This window comes from Pseudomonas sp. S2_F03 (assembly GCF_054668335.1).
Genome location: NZ_CP162759.1, coordinates 435,953 through 461,311 on the forward strand (window position 1 = coordinate 435,953; position 25,359 = coordinate 461,311).

The 25,359-nt window shown below is 59.9% G+C and carries 18 protein-coding genes and 6 pseudogenes; 11 read left to right on the plus strand and 13 right to left on the minus strand.

What is annotated here, in order from left to right; genetic code table 11:
* The first annotated feature begins 336 nt into the window (after positions 1–336).
* The 6 genes and pseudogenes from AB4N76_RS02085 to AB4N76_RS02110 all read left to right on the plus strand — a co-directional run bounded on the left by AB4N76_RS02085 (position 337) and on the right by AB4N76_RS02110 (position 6,473).
* Positions 337–966 carry a hypothetical protein gene (locus AB4N76_RS02085; RefSeq protein ID WP_460164055.1) on the plus strand — a complete coding sequence of 210 codons (630 nt, stop codon included), beginning with the start codon at positions 337–339 and terminating at the stop codon, positions 964–966.
* Positions 963–2,090 (plus strand): caspase family protein, encoded by a 1,128-nt coding sequence (locus tag AB4N76_RS02090; protein ID WP_460164663.1) that lies wholly within the window; start codon positions 963–965, stop codon positions 2,088–2,090. Before AB4N76_RS02085 ends, AB4N76_RS02090 begins: the two co-directional genes overlap by 4 nt.
* 174 nt (positions 2,091–2,264) lie before the next feature.
* Positions 2,265–3,765: pseudogene (glcD, locus tag AB4N76_RS02095) on the plus strand (glycolate oxidase subunit GlcD).
* A complete protein-coding gene (gene glcE / locus AB4N76_RS02100; protein ID WP_109786722.1) occupies positions 3,765–4,829 on the plus strand; it encodes a glycolate oxidase subunit GlcE in 1,065 nt (354 codons plus the stop codon). Before glcD ends, glcE begins: the two are co-directional and overlap by 1 nt.
* Positions 4,830–4,832: 3 nt before the next feature.
* The gene (glcF, locus tag AB4N76_RS02105; RefSeq protein ID WP_046030450.1) at positions 4,833–6,050 is read left to right on the plus strand and encodes a glycolate oxidase subunit GlcF; all 1,218 of its coding nucleotides are present in this window, start codon (positions 4,833–4,835) and stop codon (positions 6,048–6,050) included.
* Between the two features lie 21 nt (positions 6,051–6,071).
* Positions 6,072–6,473, plus strand: a complete 402-nt coding sequence (locus AB4N76_RS02110; protein ID WP_046030451.1) for a heme-binding protein — start codon at positions 6,072–6,074, stop codon at positions 6,471–6,473.
* A 165-nt stretch (positions 6,474–6,638) separates the two neighbouring features.
* Here AB4N76_RS02110 and AB4N76_RS02115 read toward each other — a convergent pair whose 3' ends face one another.
* The 5 genes and pseudogenes from AB4N76_RS02115 to AB4N76_RS02135 all read right to left on the minus strand — a co-directional run bounded on the left by AB4N76_RS02115 (position 6,639) and on the right by AB4N76_RS02135 (position 10,683).
* Entirely contained in the window at positions 6,639–6,968 is a 330-nt protein-coding gene (locus AB4N76_RS02115; protein WP_046030600.1) for a hypothetical protein, read from the minus strand.
* A gap of 135 nt (positions 6,969–7,103) precedes the next feature.
* Positions 7,104–8,644: pseudogene (locus AB4N76_RS02120) on the minus strand (ArnT family glycosyltransferase).
* A 3-nt stretch (positions 8,645–8,647) separates the two neighbouring features.
* On the minus strand, positions 8,648–8,926 hold the full coding sequence (locus tag AB4N76_RS02125; protein ID WP_046030454.1) for a lipid-A-disaccharide synthase N-terminal domain-containing protein: 279 nt from the start codon (positions 8,924–8,926) through the stop codon (positions 8,648–8,650).
* A complete protein-coding gene (locus AB4N76_RS02130) occupies positions 8,923–9,663 on the minus strand; it encodes a glycosyltransferase family 2 protein (protein ID WP_046030456.1) in 741 nt (246 codons plus the stop codon). The genes AB4N76_RS02125 and AB4N76_RS02130 overlap by 4 nt, the downstream gene beginning before the upstream one ends.
* Before the next feature lie 43 nt (positions 9,664–9,706).
* A pseudogene (locus tag AB4N76_RS02135) lies at positions 9,707–10,683 on the minus strand (NAD-dependent epimerase).
* 146 nt (positions 10,684–10,829) lie between these two features.
* On the opposite strand from AB4N76_RS02135, the pseudogene AB4N76_RS02140 reads away from it, so the two are divergent.
* Positions 10,830–12,253: pseudogene (locus AB4N76_RS02140) on the plus strand (M15 family metallopeptidase).
* 117 nt (positions 12,254–12,370) lie between these two features.
* Here the strand turns inward: AB4N76_RS02140 and AB4N76_RS02145 are convergent.
* The 8 genes and pseudogenes from AB4N76_RS02145 to speB form a co-directional block, all read right to left on the minus strand.
* Complete coding sequence (locus AB4N76_RS02145) at positions 12,371–12,640, minus strand: type II toxin-antitoxin system RelE/ParE family toxin (protein WP_109786729.1); 270 nt, start codon at positions 12,638–12,640, stop codon at positions 12,371–12,373.
* The gene (gene relB / locus AB4N76_RS02150; RefSeq protein ID WP_046030461.1) at positions 12,630–12,821 is read right to left on the minus strand and encodes a type II toxin-antitoxin system RelB family antitoxin; all 192 of its coding nucleotides are present in this window, start codon (positions 12,819–12,821) and stop codon (positions 12,630–12,632) included. The genes AB4N76_RS02145 and relB overlap by 11 nt, the downstream gene beginning before the upstream one ends.
* A 270-nt stretch (positions 12,822–13,091) precedes the next feature.
* Positions 13,092–13,551: pseudogene (locus tag AB4N76_RS02155) on the minus strand (GNAT family N-acetyltransferase).
* 22 nt (positions 13,552–13,573) lie between these two features.
* A complete protein-coding gene (locus AB4N76_RS02160) occupies positions 13,574–14,227 on the minus strand; it encodes a peroxiredoxin (RefSeq protein WP_046030465.1) in 654 nt (217 codons plus the stop codon).
* Positions 14,228–14,445: 218 nt separating this feature from the next.
* Positions 14,446–16,135 (minus strand): annotated as a pseudogene (gene betA, locus AB4N76_RS02165) (choline dehydrogenase).
* Between the two features lie 2 nt (positions 16,136–16,137).
* Positions 16,138–17,706 (minus strand): purine-cytosine permease family protein, encoded by a 1,569-nt coding sequence (locus AB4N76_RS02170; RefSeq protein WP_046030468.1) that lies wholly within the window; start codon positions 17,704–17,706, stop codon positions 16,138–16,140.
* 285 nt (positions 17,707–17,991) lie between these two features.
* Positions 17,992–19,500, minus strand: a complete 1,509-nt coding sequence (locus tag AB4N76_RS02175) for an aldehyde dehydrogenase family protein (RefSeq protein WP_460164056.1) — start codon at positions 19,498–19,500, stop codon at positions 17,992–17,994.
* Positions 19,501–19,567: 67 nt separating this feature from the next.
* Complete coding sequence (speB, locus tag AB4N76_RS02180) at positions 19,568–20,566, minus strand: agmatinase (RefSeq protein WP_460164057.1); 999 nt, start codon at positions 20,564–20,566, stop codon at positions 19,568–19,570.
* Positions 20,567–20,717: 151 nt separating this feature from the next.
* On the opposite strand from speB, the gene AB4N76_RS02185 reads away from it, so the two are divergent.
* From AB4N76_RS02185 to glyA, 4 genes are all read left to right on the plus strand, one after another.
* Positions 20,718–21,632 (plus strand): LysR family transcriptional regulator, encoded by a 915-nt coding sequence (locus AB4N76_RS02185; protein ID WP_460164058.1) that lies wholly within the window; start codon positions 20,718–20,720, stop codon positions 21,630–21,632.
* A 79-nt stretch (positions 21,633–21,711) separates the two neighbouring features.
* A complete protein-coding gene (locus tag AB4N76_RS02190) occupies positions 21,712–23,220 on the plus strand; it encodes a sigma-54-dependent transcriptional regulator (RefSeq protein ID WP_460164059.1) in 1,509 nt (502 codons plus the stop codon).
* Between the two features lie 405 nt (positions 23,221–23,625).
* Positions 23,626–24,009 (plus strand): glycine cleavage system protein GcvH, encoded by a 384-nt coding sequence (gcvH, locus tag AB4N76_RS02195; RefSeq protein ID WP_460164060.1) that lies wholly within the window; start codon positions 23,626–23,628, stop codon positions 24,007–24,009.
* A gap of 42 nt (positions 24,010–24,051) precedes the next feature.
* Positions 24,052–25,308: a serine hydroxymethyltransferase gene (gene glyA, locus AB4N76_RS02200; protein WP_046030478.1), complete on the plus strand. Its 1,257-nt coding sequence runs from the start codon at positions 24,052–24,054 to the stop codon at positions 25,306–25,308.
* Positions 25,309–25,359 lie beyond the last annotated feature (51 nt).

Below are 25,359 nucleotides of genomic sequence, written 5' to 3' on the forward strand. Positions count from 1 at the left end.
AAACAAATAATCCTGCATTTGTAATGCAAGTAATACACCATAAAAAATTGATACTTGGCGCGCCAGCATGAATATCAAAAGCCCTACCCTACCGACCCCACAGGCAGCGAATAACGTGACCTGCACCCCCATAGCAACTATCAAAATTAAAAACGAACCATTCATTCCGAATATTCATAAAAACTTTCGGACGGATTTTGTTTATCTAATATGCTCAACACCACATGCGAACAAGTGATTAGTTATTAACGTGCACCGCTCTTCCCTCGACCACGACTCCAAGTTCGCCTGCCTAAAAAACGCCAGCAAACTCAACATGACAACAAGGAAATGGAAATGAAGATTTTGTGCGTGCATGGCATCGGCCACGAGGAAGCGGACGAGACTTTTGAGCAATCCTGGAAGCGAGCCATTACCAACGCGGTACTGAGCGCGGCGCCGAACGCCGTCATCGAACTGGACTATTTCGAATATGACGCGCGTTTTGCAAACAGCGGCCTCGGCGCGCCGGAAATTGCCGAAGCGACGCTGCGACTCCTGACCAGTTCCGTGATCCACTCGGTTGGCGACGTGTTCCGGCGCGACCGCGGCATCGGGCAATTTTCCGATCGCCTGCGCTGGACGGCCGGCATGGTGGCGCAGTGGACGGCGGACGAGAAGCTGCGAACCACATTGCGTAAAGACCTCGCCAACCGCGTCAATGATTTCCGGCCGGACATCGTCTGCGCCCACAGCCTCGGTACGCTGGTCGCCTACGACACGTTCCGGCGAGATTCGTCACTGATGAGCAATCGTGTGTTGATCACCTCGGCTCGCAGATTGCCAACCCCGCCGTGCGCGAAACGTTCGGCGGGCGCATTGAAGGCATCGAGACAGCGTACAAGTGGTATCACCTCTACAACGAACACGACCATGTGTTTACCGCACCGCTGTACTTGCGCGATGCAAACTTCACCCAGGTCATGACGCCGTTCGACAAGCCGGGCGACGCGCTCAATCACGATGCGACGTTCTATCTGGGCCACGTCGAAACCCGGTCCAATGTATGGGGGCCCCTGTTGCAGGCAGGCCTTGCCAGAGGATTCGACAAACGCCTGCTTGCTGTCGACAAGTCACTGGGGCTTGCAGTGCCAAAGGCGCGCACCGCCCGTCGCTCGCGGGACAAGGCCCTGCTGATCGGGATCAACAATTACCCCAACCCTTCGGACCGGCTCGAAGGCTGCGTCAATGACGTGTTTCTGATGAGTTCGCTGCTGCAAGAATCGAACTTCTCGCCGGATGACATCCGCGTGGTGCTCGATGACCGCGCCACCACGGCCGGCATTCGCGATCGCCTGCACTGGCTGCTCGACGATGCTCAGGCAGGTGATCGCCGGGTGCTCTTCTACTCGGGGCACGGTGCGCAGATTCCCAATACCAATGCCGCAGGCGAAGCCGATCGCATCGACGAATGCCTGTGCCCATGGGATTTCGACTGGACACCGCAGCACGCCATCGTCGACAACGACTTTCGCGACCTATACATCCAGCTGCCATACGACACGCAGTTCATTACGATCTTCGATTGCTGCCATTCGGGCGGCATGACGCGCGAAGGCGCACGGCGTGCCCGCGGATTGACACCGCCGGATGACATCCGCCATCGCGCCCTGCGCTGGGAGGCCAAGTTGCAGATGTGGGTCGAGCGCGACTGGGTCAAACAGGCACGCAAAAGTGCACAGCAGGCCGAAGCCGCCAATACCGTGAGCAATCGCAATGGCATTCGCCGAGTCGGACAAGCCATCGCCGAGCGTGGGTACGACGACAAGCTCTACAACAAACGTCGTGCTGTTTATAAGCATAACGGCCCGTTTCTGCCGATCCTGATGTACGCCTGTGGCGAATCCCAATTGTCGTATGAATACCGTCACGGCGTGATTTCGTACGGTGCATTCACTTACGCACTCGCCCAAACGCTGCGCTCATCCAAACAACGGCCAACGTTCAATGCCCTGGTTCGCGCGACGGGCAAGCTCCTGGCCGAACTGGGTTATGACCAGAAACCGGCCATCGTCGGACCCAAGGATTTGCTCGGCAAAGTTGTTCCATAAGCCGTTATTCCCCGGCAACGCTGAAAATCCAACCGGGCGTCTTGAAGACGCCCGTTTTTTTATGGGTGCGTCAAAATCAAATCTGCTCAAGCGCGCAACTGAGCTAACGTTTGCCAAGGACCTATCACCGGAAACTGACCTCTAATAAAAATAACTGAGGGTCGCGATCAGGCTATGAACATTCTTTACGATGAACGCGTCGACGGCGCTTTGCCCGAGGTCGACAGAGCCGCCCCTGCTCCAGGCACTGCGAGCACGGTTGCCGGATCTGGAAATCCTGCATCAGCAGGAGGAACTCAGACCGTACGAATGCGACGGGCTCTCCGCTTACCGCACCACGCCGCTGCTGGTGGTGCTGCCCCGCCACCTCGACGAAGTCCAGGGCATCCTTCGACTCTGCCATGAACGGCACGTCCTGGTGGTTGCCCGTGGTGCCGGTACCGGGTTGTCCGGCGGTGCATTGCCGCTGGAAAAAGGTGTATTGCTGGTGATGGCGCGCTTCAACAACATCCTGCATATCGACGCCGCCGCCCGCACGGCGCGGGTTCAGCCGGGGGTGCGTAATCTGGCGATTTCCCAGGCGGCCGCGCCCTTCGGACTGTACTACGCGCCGGACCCTTCCTCGCAGATCGCCTGTTCTATTGGCGGCAACGTCGCCGAAAATGCCGGTGGCGTGCATTGCTTGAAGTACGGCCTGACCGTGCACAACGTGCTCAAGGTCGACATCCTGACCGTCGATGGCGAACACCTGACGCTGGGCAGCGAAGCACTCGATTCACCGGGCTTCGACCTTCTGGCCCTGTTCACCGGCTCTGAAGGCATGCTCGGGGTGATTACCGAAATCACCGTCAAACTGCTGCCCAAACCGCAAACGGCAAAGGTACTGCTGGCCGCGTTCGATTCCGTCGAAAAGGCCGGTCGCGCAGTGGGCGACATCATTGCGGCCGGGATCATCCCCGGTGGTTTGGAGATGATGGACAACCTGGCCATTCGCGCCGCCGAGGACTTTATCCACGCTGGTTATCCCGTCGACGCCGAAGCCATTTTGCTCTGCGAACTCGATGGCGTTGAGGCCGACGTTTTCGATGACTGCAACCGCGTGCGCCTAGTGCTGGAACAGGCCGGCGCCACCGAAGTCCGCCAGGCCCGTGACGAAGCGGAGCGCGTGCGCTTCTGGGCCGGACGCAAGAATGCCTTTCCAGCGGTGGGACGCCTCTCACCCGATTATTACTGCATGGACGGGACGATCCCGCGCCGCGAACTGCCCGGCGTGTTGCAGGCGATTGCTGCGCTGTCGGTCGAATATGGCCTGCGGGTCGCCAATGTTTTCCATGCGGGCGACGGCAACATGCATCCGCTGATTCTGTTCGATGCCAACCAACCCGGCGAACTGGATCGCGCCGAAACCCTGGGCGGCAAAATCCTTGAGTTGTGCGTGAAGGTCGGCGGCAGCATTACCGGTGAACACGGTGTGGGCCGCGAGAAAATCAATCAGATGTGCGCGCAGTTCAACAGCGATGAGTTGACGCTGTTCCATGCGGTCAAAGCCGCCTTCGATCCGGGCGGCCTGCTCAATCCCGGCAAGAACATCCCCACCCTGCACCGCTGCGCCGAGTTTGGCGCCATGCACGTGCATTCGGGTCAGATGCCCTTCCCTGATCTGGAGCGTTTCTGATGCTTGAACCCTACGATATGGATGACAGCGATGCCCTGCTGGAGCAGGTCAATCAGGCGCTGCAAAACGCCACGCCGTTGCGCATTCAGGGCTCCAACAGCAAGGCGTTTCTTGGGCGCATCGTCGCGGGCGAAGTCCTCGACACACGCACTCATAGAGGCATCGTCAGTTATGACCCGACCGAGCTGGTGATCACCGCCCGTTGCGGTACGCGGTTGTCAGAATTGGCCAACGTCCTGGACGACGCGCAGCAAATGCTGGCGTGCGAACCGCCCTCCTTCGGTGACGACGCCACCGTCGGCGGCATGATTGCCTGCGGATTGTCGGGGCCACGGCGCCCGTGGTCTGGATCGGTCAGAGATTTTGTCCTCGGTACGCGGGTGATCACCGGGCTAGGCAAGCATTTGCGCTTCGGTGGCGAAGTCATGAAGAACGTCGCAGGCTACGACCTCTCGCGCTTGATGGCTGGCAGTTTCGGGGCGTTGGGTGTGGTGACGGAGGTCTCGCTCAAGGTCCTGCCCAAACCACGTCAGTGCCTGAGTATCAGCCTGGAAATGGACAGTGACCGTGCCTTGCTGCTCCTGGCGGAATGGGGCCAACAGCCGCTGCCGATCAGCGCGGCGAGCCACGACGGGCAACGCCTGCACCTGCGGCTGGAAGGAGGCGAAGGCTCGGTGGCGGCGGCCCATGACCGTTTGGGCGGCGAGTTGCTGGACGCGTCGTACTGGGAAGACCTCAATGAGCATCGACTGAGTTTCTTCGATGAGGACCAGCCCCTTTGGCGCTTGTCCCTGCCTCACAACACGCCTCGGCTTTCCCTGCCCGGTGTGCAACTGATCGATTGGGGCGGCGCACAGCGCTGGCTCAAATCCGAGGCGCAGGCATCGTTCATTCGCAAGATCGTGAGCGAGGTCGGCGGGCATGTGACCTGTTACAGCCACGGCCTGATCGATAGCCCCTTCCAACCGTTGCCCGCGGCGCTGATGCTGTACCACCGAAACCTCAAGCAGCAGCTCGATCCACGGGGCATCTTCAATCCCGGTCGCCTGTATGCGGAGTGTTGAACCATGCAGACCACACTCAGCGAACACGCCCGCCAACTGCCCCGCGCCGAAGAAGCCGAAAGCATTCTGCGCACGTGCGTGCACTGCGGTTTTTGCAACGCCACTTGCCCGACGTACCAGTTGCTGGGCGATGAACTGGATGGGCCGAGGGGGCGCATCTACCTGATCAAGCAGGTGCTGGAAGGGCACGAGGTCACCAGCAAAACCCAACAGCACCTGGACCGTTGCCTGTCGTGCCGCAACTGCGAAACCACCTGCCCCTCCGGCGTCGATTACCACAACTTGCTCGACATCGGTCGCGCAGTCGTGGACGCGGCCGTACCGCGTTCACTCGAGCAGCGCTTGTTGCGTGAAGGTTTGCGCAGCGTCGTGCCCAATCCCGGACTGTTCAAGGCGCTGGTCAATAGTGGGCAAGTGTTCCGTGCACTGCTGCCAAACACTTTGCAGGCCAAACTGCCGCGCCGTGTGTACCCGGCGAAACCACGACCGACGGTGCGCCACGCCAGGCAGGTATTGATCCTGGAAGGCTGCGTTCAGCCGGGTCTGTCACCCAACACCAATGCCGCCACCGCACGCGTGCTGGACCGGTTGGGCATCAGCGTCATACCGGCCCGCGAGGCTGGTTGCTGCGGTGCCGTCGACTATCACCTCGACGCCCAGGCGGCGGGGCTGGACCGTGCCCGTCACAACATCGATGCGTGGTGGCCAAGCATTGAGAACGGTGCCGAAGCCATCGTGCAGACTGCCAGCGGTTGCGGTGCATTCATCAAGGACTACGGCCACTTGCTCCGCACCGACCCGGCCTATGCCGACAAGGCGAAAAAGGTCAGCGCCCTGGCCAAGGACCTGGTCGAAGTGCTGCGCGATGAACCGCTGGAAACACTCGGCATCCACAGCGATCAGCGCCTGGCGTTCCACTGCCCCTGCACCTTGCAGCACGCGCAAAAACTCGGTGGCGCGGTGGAGGCTCTGCTGACGAGCCTGGGGTTCAACCTCACGCCCGTGCCCGACAGCCACCTGTGCTGCGGCTCGGCGGGCACCTATTCGCTGACCCAACCCGAACTGTCCCGACAACTGCGCGATAACAAACTCAATGCGCTGGAAAGCGGGCACCCTGAAGTCATTGTTACCGCCAATATCGGTTGTCAGACCCATCTCGACGGTGCCGGTCGAACCCCGGTCCGGCACTGGATTGAACTGGTGGAAGCCGCCCTGCCCTGATCACCCTTTGGAGCCATTGCCATGAAGAGTAAAGCCGTACTGAGCCAGATCGAGGTCAGCCAGATCCTCACCGCCGCCCGCACCGAAGCACAGAACAATCAATGGGCCGTGACCATCGTTGTTGTCGATGACGGCGGGCATCCCCTGGCGCTCGAACGCCTCGACGGTTGCGCGGCCATCAGCGCCTACATTGCCACCGAAAAAGCCCGCACCTCGGCGTTGGGCCGGCGCGAATCCAAGGGTTACGAGGAGATGGTCAACGGTGGGCGCTACGCCTTTTTATCAGCGCCGCTACTGACGTCACTTGAAGGGGGCGTGCCGATCATTGTCGGTGGGCAGGTGATTGGCGCGGTCGGCGTGTCCGGCGTCAAGGCCGAGCAGGATGCACAAGTGGCCAGGGCCGGCGCGCAATGCCTGAAGTAACACCCTCAGCGAAGCAGCCTGTAGCAGCTGGCGAAGCCTGCGTTCGGCTGCGAAGCAGTCGTGAAATCCTACGATGCTGTGTTTCAGGAACTCCGCGCGTACAGAATTTACGACTGCTACGCAGCCGAACGCAGGCTTCGCCAGCTGCTACACGCTCGTGCGTTGTTATTTACGCGCCAACTTAAACCGCACGCATTCTTCATAGAAACTCTGCCGCACAGCAGCAGGCGTGTAGCGCGAAGGGCTGTCGTAGGTTTGCTCGGTAATGCCCATCGCCATCATGCGCATCCACGATTTGTTGAATTTATAAACCTGAATCTTCTGGCGCGCGGCATACAGCGACACCCCGGACAGCTTGAGTTCCTGCGCTCTCGCCGCCGTTCCTGCACCCCAGTCGCACATATACCGGTCATTGGGCATCAATTCCCTGGCCTGGACAGCGCCGGCAGTGCTTGCCAGGGCAAACGAGATCATCGTGACAGCTACGTTGCGCACTTGCATTAGCCCTAACCACCTGAAAATAAAGTGATTTTGGCGATAGTTTTGCGCTTGCGGGGCCAGCAAATTGCCTTATTTGATCAAACAACAGTAAACGGGCTCAGGATCAGCCCTGAGCCCGATAACGCACCCTCAGCGCAGCGCCGCCCTCATCTCATTCACCCGCTCGTTCCAGGTGAAGTGATAGACATTGGCTGGCGGTAAGGGATGACACTTACCGTTGTCCGCATCGGCGCCCACAATCGACCACTGCGCGCGCGAGGTTTCGCCCAGCTCACGGGCGGTCTGGGCATTGAAACACTGCCCAGCTCCTCGTCGGGCACCAGTGCAAACGCCTTGGGATGATCGCGCAACCATTGGGCCGCTTGCTCGACCGAGGAGCCGGCCATGCCGAAATGCACAATCGGTTGCCGGGCGTATAACCAGTGACCCTCACGCCAGTTGACCAACACCAGCTCCGCGCCACCGGTCATTGTCGCGGCCTGTTCCATGATCGCGTTATGCGGGTTGGCACCGTCCCTGACCGGTTCGATGAACCCTCGGGCGAACCACAGTGCAAACCAGATCACGGCCACCGCCTGGAACACCTGCCGACCGCGCGGGCGCTGGCTGAACCAGCGTTTGAGCAACCAGGGAATCAGCGGTGCCGCCACCAGCACCAGCCCGGGCAGCGCCGGGTAGATGTACAACTTGCGCTTGCCGCTGCTGATGCAAAAAAACAGCACCACCAGCATGACCCAGCCCAGCAGCACCAACACGCGACCGTCGTGCTTGCGCAACTGCCGACGCCACGCGGGCACCAGCCACGGCAATGCAAGCACCAGCGGCAGCCAGTATTGCGGGATCACATAAACGAAGAAGTACCAGAACGGTTCGCGATGGTCCCAGGCCGCGGCATATCGCCCTGCGGTCTGACGCAGCAGTATTTCCTTGGCATAGGCGATTTCATCAGCGCCACCGTTGAGCACGATGGACAACGCCAGGGGCAGCAACCAGATCGCCGTGGCACCCAACATCACCGCCAACCCCAACCACCACTTGCGCGCCTCGCCCGGCATCGCCACCACGCCGGACCAGTCTTTGCGCACGGCATAGGCATAGGGAATCAACATCAATGCAGGGACGAACCCGACGCCTTTGGTGATCACGCCCACGCCCATGGCGGCGCAGCCCAGGTAAAACCAGCGCCAGGCCGGGCCGAGCAACAGGTGCCGCGCCAGGCCGTACAGGCCGACCGAGGTGAACAGCACCAGAAAGCTGTCGATCTGACCGGTCTGCAGAATGCTGTAGGTCTGATACGTGGCCAGATACAGCAGCGCTGCGATCCGGCCAATACGCTGATTCCACAAACGGCGGCCCAAATCGTAGACCACTGCAGTGACCGTCACGCCCGACAACAGGCCCGGAATATACAGGGCAATGGCCGGTTTCCCGGTCAACCAACTGAAGAACGCCACTGTCCACATGAAAATCGGTGGCTTGTCGCCGTAAATCTCTGCCGCCCGGTGCGGAATGAGCCACGAACTGTTGTGCAACATCTCCAGGGCAACACCCAGGAATCGTTCCTCGTCGACATTCTGTGGCTGACGCAGCCCCAATCCGGCGCCGATCAACAGCAGCGCCAGCAACATCAGGCCCAGGCATTCAACACCGGGCGACAGCGATCTACGCATGACTCATTCCTTCACCAGTTTGCTTTTGGCAATCAGCTGCAAATTGCGCAGATAAACAATCGAGCCAAACGCCTGACCGACAATGAACACCGGGTCCTGGCGGTAAATCGCGTAGGCCAGCAGCAATGCGCTGCCGATGATGCTCAAGTACCAGAACGCCACGGGAATCACGCTGCGCTTCTGGTACTCGCTGTACAACCATTGCAAGACAAAACGACCGGTGAAGGCGATCTGGCCAATGAAACCGACCGCCAGCCACAGGGTTTCGCGGGAGAAACTCATCCTTCGATCTCCAGTGCCTTGGTATTGAGGCGCGTGCGCTTGATCAGCCACCAGACACCGACCAGGTCCAGAATGCCCACCAGCGCGCGGTCGAGGTTGCCGTACTTGGACACCCCCGCTGTACGGGGACGATGGTTGACCGGGTGGACGATCATTCGGCCGTTGTGACGCTGGATCAGTGCTGGCAGGAATCGATGCATATGGTCGAAGTACGGCAAGCGCAAAAACGCTGCGCGCTCGATCAGCTTCAGCCCGCAACCGGTGTCCGGCGTGGCGTCGTTGAGCATGCGCCGACGCAGACCATTGGCGAAACGCGACGCCCAGCGTTTACTCGCGGTGTCGCGGCGGTTGACCCGGTGACCGGCCACCAGTTGAACGTCGACCGGACCATGACCGCCACGCACCAATTGCAACATGCCGGGGATGTCCGCCGGGTCGTTTTGACCGTCGCCATCGAGCGTCGCCAGCCACTGCCCTCGAGCCGCGAGCGCGGCATGGTAAAGCGAGGTGCTTTGGCCCAGCGAACGCTCATGACACAAAATGCGCAGCGTGCTCAGGCCACTGTTTTTGATCTGTTGCAGTTCGTGCAAGGTGGCGTCGGTGCTGCCATCGTCGACCACGACGATTTCGTACGCTTCATCCGCCAATGCGGCGCGCACTTCCTCAATCAAGGGCTTGAGGTTGTTGGATTCGTTCTTTGCCGGAATCAGTACCGATACAAAAATATTTTGGCTCACAGGGTTCGCCCGCCGCTATTGGTTGACATCAAGGGTGAACGCTTCATAGCTGATAGAAGTGGCGATACCACTTCACAAATTCCGCCACACCGGTTTCAACCGCTACTTGCGGGCGGAAATCGACCCAGTCCGCCAGCACCGACACATCGGCCCAGGTCTTGATCACATCGCCCGCCTGTAGCGGTAGTAATTGCGCCGGGCCTTGATGCCCAGCACGTTTTCCAGACAGTCGACGAACGCCAGCAACGGCACGGGTTCGCCCCGGCCGATGTTGAAGATTCGGTTGGCGGCTTCACCGTCATCGCCCTGTACCGGCGGTTTTGTCCGCAGGCGCGCAATGCTTTCAACAATGTCATCGACATACGTGAAATCGCGGGCCATCTCGCCGTGGTTATAGATATCGATCGGCTCGTCATTGAGGATCGCCTTGGTGAACTTGAACAAGGCCATGTCTGGCCGGCCCCACGGCCCGTAAACGGTGAAAAAGCGCAGGCCGCTGGTACGAATTCCGTAGAGATGGCTATAACTGTGCGCGAGCATTTCATTGGCGCGTTTGCTGGCGGCATACAGCGAAACCGGGTGATCGACGGCGTCTTCGACGCTGAACGGCATTTTGCTGTTGGTGCCGTACACCGAACTGCTCGACGCATAGATCAAATGCTCCGGGCGATGGTGCCGACAGGCTTCCAATACATTCAGAAAACCCACCAGGTTCGATTGCGCATAAATGTCCGGGTTGTCCAGCGAATAGCGAACACCCGCCTGCGCCGCCAAATGCACGACCTCGGTGAAAGCATGCTCTTTGAACAACGTCATCAAGGCCGGTTTGTCGACAATATCGAGTCGCTGGAAACGAAAACCCCGCAAGGACTCCAACTCTTTGAGCCGTGCCCTTTTGAGCTCTACACTGTAGTAGTCGTTGAGGTTGTCGATACCGATCACTTCAAGACCTTGCTGACACAAACGCTTAACAGTGTGATAACCAATAAAACCGGCAGCGCCGGTAACCAGAACAGTCATAGCACCTCATTATTATTCGAGACCCGCTTCAACTTCATGCCCTGCACCATTGATAAGTCATTGAGGCCCGTGACATCGTTGACACGAAGCCACCGTTACCCTGCCTGTCCAATGGTGAAATCTTGTTACATATTTATTTAAATTGTATGAAGGCGACAAGAGTGCGCAATCGCGTTTTGACGCTACTGATAAGCCTTGTCATTTGCGGCATGGCCAGTGCCGAACAAAGGCCTGCGAACATGGTGTATTTGCGCACCATCGACCCGAGCATAGAACAGGATATGCGTTATGCCGGTGCTCACAACTTCACCGGGCACCGGCTCGACGGTTACGACGCAGCCGAATGCCTGTTGTCCGTGGACACCGCCAAGGCCCTCGCCCGGGTCCAAGCGGCCTTGCGCCTGCAGGGCTACGGTTTGAAGGTATTCGATTGCTATCGACCCAGCCACGCCGTCGCCGACATGGGCCGCTTCGCGACAGAACCGGGCGACCCACGCAAGGCCGAGTTCTATCCACGGGTGGACAAACAGGACTTCTGGCGCCTGGGCTATGTGGCGCGGGTGTCGGGGCACTCCAGAGGCTCGACCGTGGACCTGACACTGACCGGTCCGAACACCTTGCCCGCCGTCCAATGGACGCCATTGGCCGCGCCCATCGATTGCACGGCCCCCTATGAACAGCGCTGGCATGACGGCGCACTCGACATGGGCACCGGGTTCGATTGCTTCGATGAACGCGCGCACACCGCCAACCCTTCGATCAATGCCACCGCAAAAGAAAACCGTCAGCGCCTGAGCAGCGCCATGGAGAAAGAAGGGTTTAGCGGGTATTCGAAGGAATGGTGGCACTTCACGTTCGGTGGCGAAGGCGCGCCAAAGGACGTGATGGACTTCCCGATTACACCCATCAGCACCCGCGACGCGATCGCTGCCAGTGGCCAGTTGATTGTGGTTACCAGCAAAAACTGGGATGACATCCAGGGCACCGCACAGCGCTATGAGCGCGACGGCACCTCCTTTCGAAAAGTTGGGGATGCGTTTCCAGTGATGGTGGGTAAAAACGGCATGGGTTGGGGCAAGGGTCTTGCCAGCGTTGACGCCGGTGAAGGCCCGGTCAAACGCGAAGGCGACGGAAAGGCACCGGCCGGGGTCTTCAAACTCGGAACGGCATTCGGTTACGACACCACGGCCGACACCCAATTACCGTACCTCTCGCTGACACCGAGCACCGAATGCGTGGATGACGGCCAGTCCAGACGCTACAACGAACTGGTCGACGGCGCGGCGATTGCCAAGGACTGGAGCAGTTCTGAGCACATGCGCAACGAGCCAGGTTATCGCCAAGGCATTTTCATCGAGCACAATACCCCGGCCAATGCGGGCTCGGGCTCGTGCATTTTCTTCCATATCTGGCGCGGCCCGACCTCACCGACGCGCTGGGCTGCACGGCCATGGATCAGGGAGATATTGCCGCGCTGCTCAAATGGCTGGACCCTCGCGAGTCACCGTTGCTGGTGCAAATGCCGCAGGCGCAATACGAGCGGTTTCAAGAGGGCTGGAATTTGCCGTGACGTTGGTGGCGCTTGGGTTGGATCAACTGGAAAGGTACTGTTACCAAAGCTCGCCAACCGCCAAAACAAAGGAGCTGAATAAGCGGAGCGTCGTGTACAGAACAGCCCAATCAAAAGTCAGGGATATTCCTGCCGGGCATGCAAAACGGTCACGATCTCAATTCGATCCGTCACTCTATAGACCACCAGATAAATGGGGTGCACAACAATTTCCCGTGTACCGGGCACACGGCCAAATCGATAAAGGTAGGGATGTTGAGGAAGTGCTGAGGTAGCAACTTCAATAGCTTGGTACAGCTCACTAGCCGCTACAAGGTGACGGTCGCCAATATAATCCAGAATTTGCCAGAGTTCAGCCCGAGCCTCGGGCCGCCACTCAACCAGCATCGCGCTTGTTGCGCTTGGATTCGATCAAGGCTCGCATATCAGCCATCACCTGATCGTGTGGGACATTCGGGCGTGGATCATCGAGCGAGGCTTGCACTTTGGCACGAAACCAATGGTCGTAGCTGGCAGCCTGCTCTTCAGTTTCAAACTCTGAAACGATGGGGGAAAGTTCGGCGCTCATAGTGACCTCCGGATTTGATGTTTAGCAGTCTAATCGGTAAGTGGCTTGCTGTCGTCGCTGGCAAGATGAAGGGCGTTCATGCCTGCTACCGACAGTCCGCTCACTCCTTCCTGTTGCAGCGACCACGCTACCCGCCTCGCTTCCGAGCGCCAACCCTAAAACCCTGTGGGATATTTCTTCGATTATTTGAAAGCAGTCGCACGTCTTACGGTGCCTGTTTTATGACGCGCGGTTGCCGCCCCAGCCACTTTCGTAAGGCCCGGCTCCTTCTCAACCCTGCTTCAAATCAAGGCAATACGTGTAATACCCCCCGTCACGCACATACCCCAATGACTCATACAAACGCTGTGCACCAAGATTGTCGGTGGCCGTTTCCAGCACCATGCCCTTGGCACCGCTCAACACCGCAAATTCGCGAGCGGTGTTCATCAGCAACGTCCCGACCCCCTCGCCCTCGGGCCTGGGGGCTGGTGAACAGGTCGCTGAGCAACCATGTGCGGTGGGCGTCAATGGAGGAAAACGTCGGGTACAACTGCACAAAACCCAACGCGTGGCCTGCGGTGTCTTCGGCGAGGAAAATCGCCGACTCGTCCCGGGCAATACGTTCGGCGATGAAATCGCGCGATTGCGTCAGGTTCGAGGGCTGGCCGTAAAAGCCTCGGTAGGCGTCGAAAAGACGCGCCACCTTGTCGAGATGGGTGGCGTCGACACGCAGGGCTTGTACGACCATTTTGAGGTTCCTCTGCAATGCGTTACTTCGGCTGCGCAACCGTGCGCAAATAAGGCTTGATGGTTTTGAAGCCATCGGGGTATTTCTTGCGTGCGTCTTCATCGGACACCGACGTGGGGATGATCACGTCTTCACCCGGACGCCAGTTCACTGGAGTCGCGACGGTGTGTTTGGCGTTCAGTTGCAGGGAATCCAGCAGACGCAGTACCTCATCGAAGTTTCGCCCGGCACTCATCGGGTAGATCAGCATGGCCTTGACCTTTTTGTCCGGGCCGATGATGAACACAGAGCGCACGGTGGCATTGTCTACGGCGGTGCGGGCGCCGCCGCTGGCATTCGGATGGATCATGTCGTAGAGCTTCGCCACGACCAGGTTTTCGTCACCGATCATCGGGTAGTTGACGGCGTGCCCCTGGGTTTCTTCGATGTCTTTGGCCCAGCTTGCATGATTGCTGACCGGGTCGACACTGAGTCCGACGATCTTGGTGTTGCGCTTGTCGAACTCCGGTTTGAGCCCTGCCATGTAGCCCAGTTCAGTGGTGCATACCGGGGTGAAGTCCTTCGGATGGGAAAACAGAATGGCCCATTTGTCGCCAATCCATTCGTGGAAGTTCAGCGTGCCTTCGGTGCTTTCGACGGTAAAGTCCGGTGCCTCGTCGCCAATGCGGATTGCCATGTTCGTTCTCCTTACTGTGGGGTCGTAGGGAAAACCGTCGGAATGGGGGACGTCTCCAACGGCATTCAGGATCGGTGTTGAACCTGCCAACGCGGATCAGTATAGGAGACGCTTCAAGACACGGCAGTGACCGCCGTACTGGATCAATAAGCCTTTGATTTCATAAGAGCAAAACCAATCAGGTCGCCCGACCGGCGACCTGATTCATTTCGAACACATCAAACCCGGACGTTGCGTCCCGGCAGCGTCGACCGCTGGCTGTTTTCCCAATCTTGCACAAGGCCGACAGGCGCGTCGGAAGCCGGCAGCATGGTGCGTCCGCGCACCAGATCGCTGGCCCGCTCGGCGAGCATGATCGTCGGTGCATTGAGGTTACCGTTCGGTTCGGTCGGGAACACCGACGAGTCGATCACGCGCAACCCGGCGATGCCATGCACCCGCAGCTCGGAATCCACCACCGCCATGTCGTCCTCGCCCATGCGGCACGAGCCGCAGGGGTGGTAGGTGCTTTCGAGGTTTTCACGCACGAAGGCATCCAGGTCTTCATCGCTGGTCACCTGTGCGCCCGGTGCGATTTCGCCATCGCGGAAACGGTCCATCGCTTTCTGGCCAATGATCTCCCGGGTCAGCCGGATGCAGCGGCGGAAGCCCTCGCGGTCCTCTTCCCGTTGCAGGTAGTTGAACTGAATCTGCGGATGCTCATACGGGTCGGCTGAAACCGCGCGCACAAAGCCGCGGCTCTTGGGTTTGTTCGGCCCGGTGAGCACCATGAAGCCATGGCCCTTGATCGGTTTATTGCCGTCGTAGCGCATCGCAGCAGGCAGGAAGTGGAACTGAATGTCCGGCCAGCGCAACCCCTTGTCCGAGCCGAATGAAACCACCCGCCTCGAAATGGTTGGTGGCGCCGAGCCCGTCCTTGAACAGCAGCCAGCGCAAACCGATCATCAACTTGCTCAGCGGGTCCATTTTGCTGTTGAGGGTCACCGGTTCCTTGCAGCCGAACTGGATGTACACCTCGGCGTGATCCTGCAGGTTCTCCCCTACTCCCGGCAGGTCATGGCGCACGCCGATCCCGGCTTTGCGCAGGACCTCGGCCGGGCCGATTCCGGAACGTTGCAGCAGGTGCGGCGAACCGATGGGGCCCGAGGAAATCAGCACTTCACGGTTGCAATAGACTTGGTGAGTCTGACCGTCGTGGTCGTACATGACGCCGACCGCGCGTTTGCCTTCAAGGATGATCTGTCGGGTCATCGCGTGGGTGATCACCGTCAGGTTCGGACGGCCCATGGCCGGGCGCAAATAGGCGTTGGCCGTGGAGCAGCGCACGCCGTTTTTCACGGTCATGTGCATGGCGCCAAACCCTTCCTGCATGTAGCCGTTGCAGTCGTCGGTCTTGATGTAACCCGCTTCCGCGCCAGCTTCGACCCACGCCCCGTACAGCGGGTTTTTCATGTGGTTGCCGTTGGTGGTGTGCAACGGCCCGGTTTGCCCACGGTAGCTGTCGCCGCCCGACTCGTAGCTTTCGGCGCGTTTGAAGTACGGCAGGCAATTACGATAGCCCCAACCCTGCGCGCCGAGCGATTCCCACTCATCAAAGTCATAGGCGTGGCCACGGATATAGACCAGGCCGTTGATCGAAGAGGAGCCGCCCAACACCTTGCCGCGCGGGCAGTGAATGCGCCGGCCGTTGAGGAACGGCTCCGGCTCGGTTTCGTAGCGCCAGTTGTATTTCTTGGTGTTCATCGGAATCGAAAACGCGCTGGGCATCTGGATCACCACACTGCGATCACTACCACCGAATTCCAGGACCAGAACCGAGGTGTCCGGGTCTTCGCTCAAGCGGTTGGCCAACACACAACCCGCCGAGCCTGCGCCAATGATGATGTAGTCGTAATTTTGCGTAGCCATGGTTATCTCCCGGCCGTCGATTCGTTGAATACCGGCGTCGAACGTTGGGTCAGCGAATCGCCAGTGGTGTATTGAGGAGAGGTTTTCTCGATGTGCTGAATGACGGCTTCTTCACGCTTGAGGTCGATCGAGCGGCTGAACCAGTAGTAAACCAGGCCCGATACGATCAGCCCGACCAGCCAGGCGATGTCGATGCTGCCCAGCGCCTTGGCGAGCGGGCCGACATAGACCTCACGCTGCTCAACGCCGTCGTAGATGTAGAAGAACGGGATCATAGAGATGAAACCGATGGCATACGCGGCGATGCCACGCAGGCCCCAGCTGCCGTAAATGTTGCCGTGAGGCATGAAGAAGTGCGGGATGGCGTAGCGGCCCTTGCGCACGAAGAAATAGTCGGTGAGGTTGACCGAGGTCCAGGGCACCAGGAAGTACAGCATCACCACCAGGTAGATCCCCAGCACCGACAAGCCTTTGCCCGAACTCTGGATGCTCAGGGCCACGCCCAGTTGCAGCAGGATCACAAAACCGATCGCCAGGATCCGCGCCTTGCGCGTCGGCTCGATGTGCTTGATGGAGTCGACGCAGGTCAGCGTGGTCAGTTTCGCGCTGTAGATGTTCATCGCAATCACCGGCAGGAACGCCAGAATGGTGATCACCACCACCGCCGTACCGATCAGCGGTGAAACGGTGTTGCCGACTTGTCCAAGGGCCACCAGCACATCGGTGGAGTGCAGGTGATCGGCCAGCCAGCCACCGACAGAAATCATCCACGCACCGGACAACGACGCGCCCAGGAACACCACCGCAATCAGCTTGCCGCTGGAGGTGTTTTTCGGCAGGTAACGCGAATAGTCGGAGACGTAAGGCGCGTAAGCGATGTTGTAACTGGCCGCCGCCGCGAACTGGGCGATGAAACCGGTCCAGTTGAAGCCCAACGGAGCAGGCGCCACCTCACCGGCGGCGAGCACTGGCATCGCCGCATCAGGCACCCAACCCATCATCACCGCCAGCGTGACCAGCCCGTACAGCGGAATCGACAAGTACAACGCCCATTTGAAACTGCGGTGCATCCAGTCATGACCGAGGATGGCCAGGACCGCCGCCGGTATCGTCACCGCCACCGCGATCACGGCGGGGTTGAAACCGAAGAGTGTGTGCAGGCCCTGCATCATCAACACCAGGTTGACGATGTTGAACCCGGCAAATACAAACAGCGTCGCCAGCAGGACCAGAATCACCCCGCGATAGCCGAACTGCGCGCGCGACTGGATCATTTGTGGCAGGCCCAGGTGCGGACCTTGCGAACCGTGAAACGCCATGAACAGCGTGCCGAACATGATGCCCAGCGTGCCGGCGAGTGTGGTCCAGAGCGCGGTCAGGCCGACGCTTGGGCCCACGAAGCCGATGGTCATGGTGAAGAAGGTGAAGTTGCCGAGGAACCAGAACGGGCCTTGACTGGACAGTTTGTCGGTGCGTTCGTGTTCCGGGATGAAGTCGATCGAATGGCTTTCGACGATCGGTTTGTCATCGAGAAGCGACACGCTAGGAGCGGCTTTGGCGTCAGTGTTCATGATGGACTCTTATTGTTGGAAGATCATGACGGAATAACTGCATTCTTTCGGGTGAACGACGCCCGGGCGCATCCTTGCCGTTCCCTGTTGTTGAAGATGCCGCGAACCGTGTAGCAGCTGCCGAAGGCGGCGTCCGGCGGCGCAGCCGTCGTAAACCCGATGACCAAGGCTTACCAGACACACCACCCTCACTGGTTTTACGACGGCTGCGCCGCCGGACGCAGGCTTCGCCAGCTGCTACGGATTGCGTTGCGGCTGAACCGACAGAAAGACGTCAGCCGTGACTCAGGGCAGCGTGATCCAGACGGCCTTGGTTTCGAGCAGGTAATCGAGCTGCTCGGCGCCCAGGTCCTTGCCGAATCCGGACTGCTTGTAGCCACCGAACGGCATCGACGGGTCGAGGGTGCCGTGGGCATTGACGTAGACCGAACCGGCCTTCAGCCGTGGAATCAGGCTGTGCACCTTGCCCAGGTCATTGGAATAAAGGGCTGCGGCCAGGCCGTACACCGAGTCATTGGCCAAGGCCAGCGCCTCTTCCTCATCGTCGAACGGTGCGGTGACCAGCACCGGGCCAAAGATCTCTTCCTGGACAATGCGCATGTCGTTGCGGCAATGGGCGAAGATGGTCGGCTCGACGAAGAAGCCCGGGCCATCGACGGGCTGGCCGCCGTAGACCAGTTCGGCGCCTTCCTGCTTGCCGGTTTCGATGTACTCGGTCACGCGCTGTTTTTGCAGCGCCGACACCAGCGGACCGATGAAGCAGTCAGGGTCCAGGCCCGGTGCGATTTTCAACGTGCGGGTATAGGCGATCAGTTCACGCAGGAATTCGTCGTAGACACTGCTATGAATATAGGCCCGTGTACCGGCGTCGCATACCTGCCCGGAGTTGAAAAACACGCCGTTGGCGACCGCTTGAGCGGCGGCCGGGATGTCGGCGTCGGCGCAGACGATGACCGGCGATTTACCACCGAGTTCGAGCGTCAGGCGCTTCATGTCTTCCAGCGCTGCGCGGCCAGCAGTCTGGCCGACCGGGGTCGAGCCGGTGAAGGTCAGTTTGTCGATGCCAGGGTGCGTGGCCATGGCGGCGCCGACCACGCTGCCGCGCCCGGACACGATGTTGATGACGCCATCCGGGATGCCGGCTTCCTGCACCAGTTCGGCAAAACGCAGGGCCGACAGCGAGGTCAGCTCGGCGGGTTTGACCACCACGGTGCAACCGGTCGCCAGGGCGGCGCCGAGCTTCCAGGCCATGGTTTGCAACGGGAAGTTCCACGGCACGATAGCGCCGACCACACCCACCGGTTCTTTGCGCGTATAGGCCAGGTAATTGCCGGGCAGCGAGGGCTCGACGGTGCGCCCGTGAAGCTTGGTCGCCCAACCGGCGAAATAACGCAGGGTGTCGACTGTGCCCTGGATATCGACGTCTTTGGCAAACGCTACGGACTTGCCCATGTCGATCGATTCGATTTGCGCCAGCTCCTCGGCGTTCTGTTCAATCAGGTCAGCCAGGCGCTGGATCAGCCGTTCGCGTTCGGCCGGTTTGGCCTGGCGCCAGGCGCCGCCGTCGAACTGCGCGCGAGCCGCTTGCACGGCGCGGTCCAGGTCATCGGTGGTGCCCATCGGAATACGCGTGATCAGGCCTTCGGTCGACGGCTCGATGACATCGGACGTCTGCCCGTCGCTGGCCTCGACAAAAGCACCGCCGATGAACATTTTCTGCACCTTGCTGAGGAAGGTCTGGGTCGCTTCGGAGACGCCAAATTTCTGCAGGTACTGCTTAACGATCGTGTCCATTTTTATTCTCTCTGCCCGGCAGTCAGGTCCTGCCGGGTCACTGTGGTTCGAGGATCGATCCGTGCCGTCAGGCCGGAGTGGCTTCGCCTTCGGCCGCACGCACCTTGGCCCGCTCGTGGAAGATGAAACCGATGCTGTTGAGCAGCAGTTGCGCGGCGAGAATCGAAGTCATGCCGGTCGGGTCATACACCGGTGCAACCTCCACCAGGTCCATGCCGACGATGTTGCCTTGGCTGCGTTTGGCCAGGGCCTGGATGATTTCCAGCACTTCGTAGTAGAGGAAGCCGCCGTGACTTGGCGTGCCAGTGCCCGGGGCGATGGAAGGGTCAAAACCGTCGATATCGATGGTGATGTAGTAATTGATGTTCTGCGGGATCAACGCCAGCACACCCTCGACGCCGAGGCGACGTACATCACGTACCGAGAGAATCTTCGAACCCGCCTCGTGGGCCGCTTCGTAGTCATCGCGGTTGGAGGACGACACGTTGCGGATGCCCATCTGGGTCATGCCGACGATGTGGTTCATTTCCGAGGCGCGGCGCAGCGGGTTGCCGTGGCCGTAGCGCACACCGTGGCGTTCATCGACGAAGTCCAGGTGCGCATCGAAGTGGATGATGTGGATCGGGCCACGGCCCTCGAACGCCTTGATCACCGGCGCGTGCACCGAGTGATCGCCGCCGAGCACCACCGGCATGACACCGGCATCGAGAATCTTGCGCACGGCGTATTCGGTGTTCTTGTTACTGGTGACCATGTCGGTGTGCACGATATCGGCATCGCCGACATCGACCATGCGCACGTCGGCGGCGGTCAGGTACATCACGTCGTCTTCGTGGTCATAGGCGCCGGCATGGCCGAAGGAAAACAGCGTCGATGCTTCGCGAATCCCGCGTGGTCCGAAGCGTGCGCCGGAGCGCCATTGGGTGCCCATGTCGTTGGGAACGCCGAGCACCGCGACGTCGGCATCCAGCGCGTCCCAATCGGTGCACACCGGGGATTTGCCAAAGGTGCAATGACCCACGAATGGCAGGTTCAGACGACCGGATTCATAACCGTTGTTCGACATTTCAAGCCTCTCCACTTTTTGTTATCGGCTGGGCGGACTGCAAGGCGACCGCCGTTGGAATGACTATGGGCGCAGGTTTTCGTGGAAAAAATGCTAAACATCAGATACTCATATCGGCATTACCGATGCATCCACACGCGGGAGATCCAACGTGATTCAACTGCACGATGTCGATCTGAAATTACTCAGGGTGTTTGCCACGATTGTCAGGTGCGGCGGTTTTTCCGCAGCGCAAGCGGCGTTGAACGCCGGCCAATCAACCATCAGCGAACAGATGACTCATCTGGAGACCCGACTGGGGGTCAAACTCTGTCAGCGCGGGCGCAGCGACTTTCGCTTGACCGAGCAAGGCGTGGCCATTCATGAAGCCACCCAGCGCCTGCTGTCGGCGGTGGAAAATTTCTGCATGGACGCCGACGTGCTCAAGCAGCACATCAGCGGCAAGCTCAACCTGGGGATCATCGACACCACCATCACCGACCCCGATTCGCCGCTGCCGCGCACCACTCAGCGCTTTGTGTCCAGGGGGCACGACGTGCACCTCAACGTGTACGTGGGCACCCCCGCCGAACTCGAAGAACGCGTACTCGACGGCCGGTTGCACCTGGCCATCGGGCACTTCCCGATCCACGTTCCGGGCCTGCTGCACACACCGCTGTATCAGGAAGCGTTGGGGTTGTATTGCGGGCGGCGGCATCCGCTGTATGGCAGTAAGGCCGAAGGTGATGAACTGCTCGAAGAAATCGCCGCGAGCCGGATTGTCGTGCGCGGCTACATGCAGCAATACGACCTTGAACACCTGGGCGTCAGCAAAGCGGCGGCCACCGTCGACAACATCGAGGCGCTCGCCATTTTGCTGATCTCCGGGGCCTATCTGGGGTTTCTTCCGGCGCACTTCGCCAGCCAGTGGATCAAGACCGGAGAGATGCATCAACTGGCGCCGAACAGCTTGCAATTGATGTCGCCGTTCGACGTGATTACCCGACGCGGCACCGCGCCGCCGCCGATCCTCCAGGCGTTCCTCGAAGACCTGGCCGCGTGCTCGCGTAAAACCGGCAATGGCTGATCTGCGCTCGCCACAGGTCAACACTGCCCGGCATACTCATTGACGCCACCACCCCGTTCGCCACCCTTGCAGGCCCGTTATGCGCATCCACGTCACCTTCATCGACCGCGTCGGCATCACCCAGGAAGTACTGGCCCTGCTCGGTGGGCGCCGGTTCAATCTGGACGCCGTCGAGATGGTGCCACCGAACGTTTACATCGATGCACCGACCCTCGGCGTCGATGTTCTGGAAGAGCTGCGCGAGGCGTTTCTCGGCGTACAAGGTGTGCAAGCGGTGACGATGGTCGACATCCTTCCGGGGCAACGCCGAAGCTTGCAACTCGATGCCTTGCTGGCGGCCAGCACCGACGCGGTATTGGCGGTGGATGACCGCGGTTTTGTATTGCTGGCCAACCCGGCGCTGATCGCTTTGTGTGGTCGCGAACCGGCCGGTGAATCGCTGAGTGCGTTGTTCGATGATCCGTCGCTGCAACAGACGCTGATCGAACACCACTTCCGCCTGCCCATGCACGAGGTCAGCCTGGGCGGCCAGACGTTGCTGCTGGACGCCATGCCGATCACCGATGCCGGCGCCCTGCTGACGCTGTATCACCCGAACCGCATCGGCGAACGCCTGTCGGCGCTGCACCATGACCATGCCGAAGGGTTCGATGCTTTGCTGGGCGAATCCCCGGCGATTCGCACGCTCAAGGCCCGTGCCCAGCGCGTGGCCACGCTCGACGCGCCGCTGTTGATCCAGGGAGAAACCGGCACCGGCAAAGAGCTGGTGGCCCGCGCTTGCCATGCGATCAGCACGCGGCGCGATTCACCGTTTTTGGCGTTGAACTGCGCAGCCCTCCCGGAAAGTCTCGCCGAAAGCGAACTGTTCGGCTACGCCGCCGGGGCCTTCACCGGCGCCCAGCGTGGCGGCAAACTCGGCCTGCTGGAACTGGCTGACCAAGGCACAGTGTTCCTCGACGAAGTCGGTGAAATGTCGCCCTACCTGCAAGCCAAGTTGCTGCGCTTTTTAAGCGATGGCTGCTTCCGCCGGGTCGGTGGTGATCGCGAGGTCAAGGTCAATGTTCGAGTGCTGAGCGCCACCCACCGCGACCTGGAAAAAATGGTCACTGAAGGTCACTTTCGAGAGGACCTGTTCTACCGTCTCAATGTCCTCAACCTGCAAGTGCCGCCGCTGCGTGAGCGCGGCCACGACATCCTGTTGATGGCCAACCACTTCATGCAGCAGGCCTGCGCACAGATCCAGCGTCCGGTGTGCCGTTTGGCCCCAAGCACCTTTCCTGCCCTGCTCGGCAACCGCTGGCCGGGTAACGTTCGGCAGCTGCAAAACGTGATTTTCCGGGCGGCGGCGATTTGCGAAAATCCGCTGGTGGACATCGACGATCTGGACATTGCCAGAACCGCTGTAGAGCGGCAAAACGACGGTGAAGTGGGCAGCCTCGAAGCTGCCGTCGAAGGCTTTGAAAAGCACCTGCTGGAACAGCTTTACCGCAGTTATCCCTCCAGCCGCTTGCTGGCGGCGCGGCTGCAAACGTCGCACAGCGCCATCGCCATTCGCCTGCGCAAGTACGGCATTCCCACCAAGCCCTGAGCCCTGCCCCAAACAACACAAGGACCCTGTGGGAGCGGGCTTGCCCGCGATAGCGGTGTGACATTCAGCATTGATGTTGACTGACACTCCCTCATCGCGGGCAAGCCCGCTCCCAAGGATTTGAAGTCGTCTTGAAATCGCTACAGCGTATCGAATTCAAGACAACCTTCTGCGACCCCATTTTTTCCTGCCCTGCTCGTTGCCCTCCTCTTGTCCGTATTGATTTCAATACAGGAAAACCCTATTGGCACTTTCAATAACATAACAACTCTTTGATTTTAAACAACTAACCAACATTGGCACCGCCCTTGCTATCACTGTTCCAGCCACGCTCGTTGCCCCGCACGAGCCTGTAAACGTCATCCGCCACCAGCAGTGGATGAGTCTGAACAATGAGGAGTTGTTATGAGCGAATTGCGTTTTACCGTCGATCACGAATGGTTGCGCCTTGAGAGCAATGACCTGGTCACCGTTGGCATCACTGAGTTTGCCCAGCAGGCATTGGGGGATGTGGTGTTCGTTCAGGTGCCTGAACTGGGCGCCTTCGATGCAGGCGCTGAAGTGTCGGTACTGGAATCGGTGAAAGCGGCCAGCGGTATCGGCATGCCGCTGGACGGTGAAGTGGTCGAGATTAACGCGACGCTCGAGAGCACTCCGGAACGGGTCAACGAAGACCCATTGGGCGAAGGCTGGTTCTTTCGCTTCAAACCGGTCGATGTCGAGGCATTGAGCGACTTGCTGGATCAAGACGCCTATGAACGCCTGACCGCAGAACACGCCGACGCTTGAAGCCCCCCCACGCATTTCCTGAATCCGAAAAAGGACCACACCATGTTCAGCAAACACGACCAGATCAAAGGCTACGACGACGAACTGCTGGCGGCGATGAATGCCGAAGACGCACGGCAAGAGCACCACATCGAACTGATCGCCTCCGAGAACTACACCAGTCAACGGGTGATGGAAGCGCAAGGCAGTGGCCTGACCAACAAATACGCCGAAGGTTATCCAGGCAAGCGCTATTACGGTGGCTGCGAACACGTTGATGTGGTCGAACAACTGGCGATTGACCGGGCCAAACAATTGTTCGGCGCCGATTACGCTAACGTCCAGCCACACTCCGGCAGTCAGGCCAACGCCGCCGTCTTCCTCGCGCTGCTGCAAGCGGGCGACACCGTGTTGGGCATGAGCCTGGCCCATGGCGGTCACTTGACCCACGGCGCCAAAGTGAGTTTTTCCGGCAAGCTGTACAACGCCGTGCAGTACGGCATCGACACCGCCACCGGGCTGATTGATTACGACGAAGTCGAGCGTTTGGCCGTCGAGCACAAACCGAAAATGCTCATCGCCGGATTCTCCGCCTATTCCAAGACGTTGGACTTCCCGCGTTTCCGCCAGATCGCCGACAAAGTCGGGGCTTACCTGTTCGTCGACATGGCCCACGTCGCCGGGCTGGTGGCGACCGGCTTGTACCCGAACCCGATCCCCTTCGCCGACGTCGTCACCACCACCACGCACAAAACCCTGCGCGGTCCGCGTGGCGGCCTGATCCTGGCCAAGGCCAATCCGGAACTGGAGAAAAAACTCAACGCGGCAGTGTTCCCGGGCGGTCAGGGCGGTCCGCTGATGCACGTGATCGCGGCCAAAGCGGTGTGCTTCAAGGAAGCGCTGGAGCCCGGTTTCAAAACCTATCAGGCGCAGGTGATCCGCAATGCCCAGGCGATGGCCAAGGTCTTTATCGATCGGGGTTTCGACGTCGTTTCCGGTGGCACCGACAACCACCTGTTCCTGGTCAGCCTGATTCGCCAGGGCCTGACCGGCAAAGACGCCGACGCCGCCCTCGGCCGCGCCGGTATCACCGTGAACAAGAATGCCGTGCCCAATGATCCGCAATCGCCGTTCGTGACCTCGGGCCTGCGCATCGGCACGCCGGCGATCACCAGCCGTGGTTTCAAGGAAGCGCAGAGTATCGAGTTGGCGGGATGGATCTGCGACCTGCTTGATCACCTTGGTGATGCCGATGTCGAGGCGCACGTCGCCCGACAAGCCGCTGCAATGTGCAGTGACTTCCCGGTCTACCGCGACTGATCAGCCACGGGAGGGTTAACCGCCCTCCCGCTCGCGCCAAAGGAAGAAACA

What these genes read in the sequence shown, in the direction of transcription:
- AB4N76_RS02085 (WP_460164055.1), top strand. Translation starts at nt 337, where the DNA reads ATGAAGATTTTGTGCGTGCATGGCATCGGCCACGAGGAAGCGGACGAG.
- AB4N76_RS02090 (WP_460164663.1), top strand. Translation starts at nt 963, where the DNA reads ATGACGCCGTTCGACAAGCCGGGCGACGCGCTCAATCACGATGCGACG.
- glcE (WP_109786722.1), top strand. Translation starts at nt 3,765, where the DNA reads ATGCTTGAACCCTACGATATGGATGACAGCGATGCCCTGCTGGAGCAG.
- glcF (WP_046030450.1), top strand. Translation starts at nt 4,833, where the DNA reads ATGCAGACCACACTCAGCGAACACGCCCGCCAACTGCCCCGCGCCGAA.
- AB4N76_RS02110 (WP_046030451.1), top strand. Translation starts at nt 6,072, where the DNA reads ATGAAGAGTAAAGCCGTACTGAGCCAGATCGAGGTCAGCCAGATCCTC.
- AB4N76_RS02125 (WP_046030454.1), bottom strand. Translation starts at nt 8,926, where the DNA reads ATGAGTTTCTCCCGCGAAACCCTGTGGCTGGCGGTCGGTTTCATTGGC.
- AB4N76_RS02145 (WP_109786729.1), bottom strand. Translation starts at nt 12,640, where the DNA reads ATGCTGGTTGAGTGGCGGCCCGAGGCTCGGGCTGAACTCTGGCAAATT.
- relB (WP_046030461.1), bottom strand. Translation starts at nt 12,821, where the DNA reads ATGAGCGCCGAACTTTCCCCCATCGTTTCAGAGTTTGAAACTGAAGAG.
- AB4N76_RS02160 (WP_046030465.1), bottom strand. Translation starts at nt 14,227, where the DNA reads ATGGCAATCCGCATTGGCGACGAGGCACCGGACTTTACCGTCGAAAGC.
- AB4N76_RS02170 (WP_046030468.1), bottom strand. Translation starts at nt 17,706, where the DNA reads ATGAACACTGACGCCAAAGCCGCTCCTAGCGTGTCGCTTCTCGATGAC.
- AB4N76_RS02175 (WP_460164056.1), bottom strand. Translation starts at nt 19,500, where the DNA reads ATGGACACGATCGTTAAGCAGTACCTGCAGAAATTTGGCGTCTCCGAA.
- speB (WP_460164057.1), bottom strand. Translation starts at nt 20,566, where the DNA reads ATGTCGAACAACGGTTATGAATCCGGTCGTCTGAACCTGCCATTCGTG.
- AB4N76_RS02190 (WP_460164059.1), top strand. Translation starts at nt 21,712, where the DNA reads ATGCGCATCCACGTCACCTTCATCGACCGCGTCGGCATCACCCAGGAA.
- gcvH (WP_460164060.1), top strand. Translation starts at nt 23,626, where the DNA reads ATGAGCGAATTGCGTTTTACCGTCGATCACGAATGGTTGCGCCTTGAG.
- glyA (WP_046030478.1), top strand. Translation starts at nt 24,052, where the DNA reads ATGTTCAGCAAACACGACCAGATCAAAGGCTACGACGACGAACTGCTG.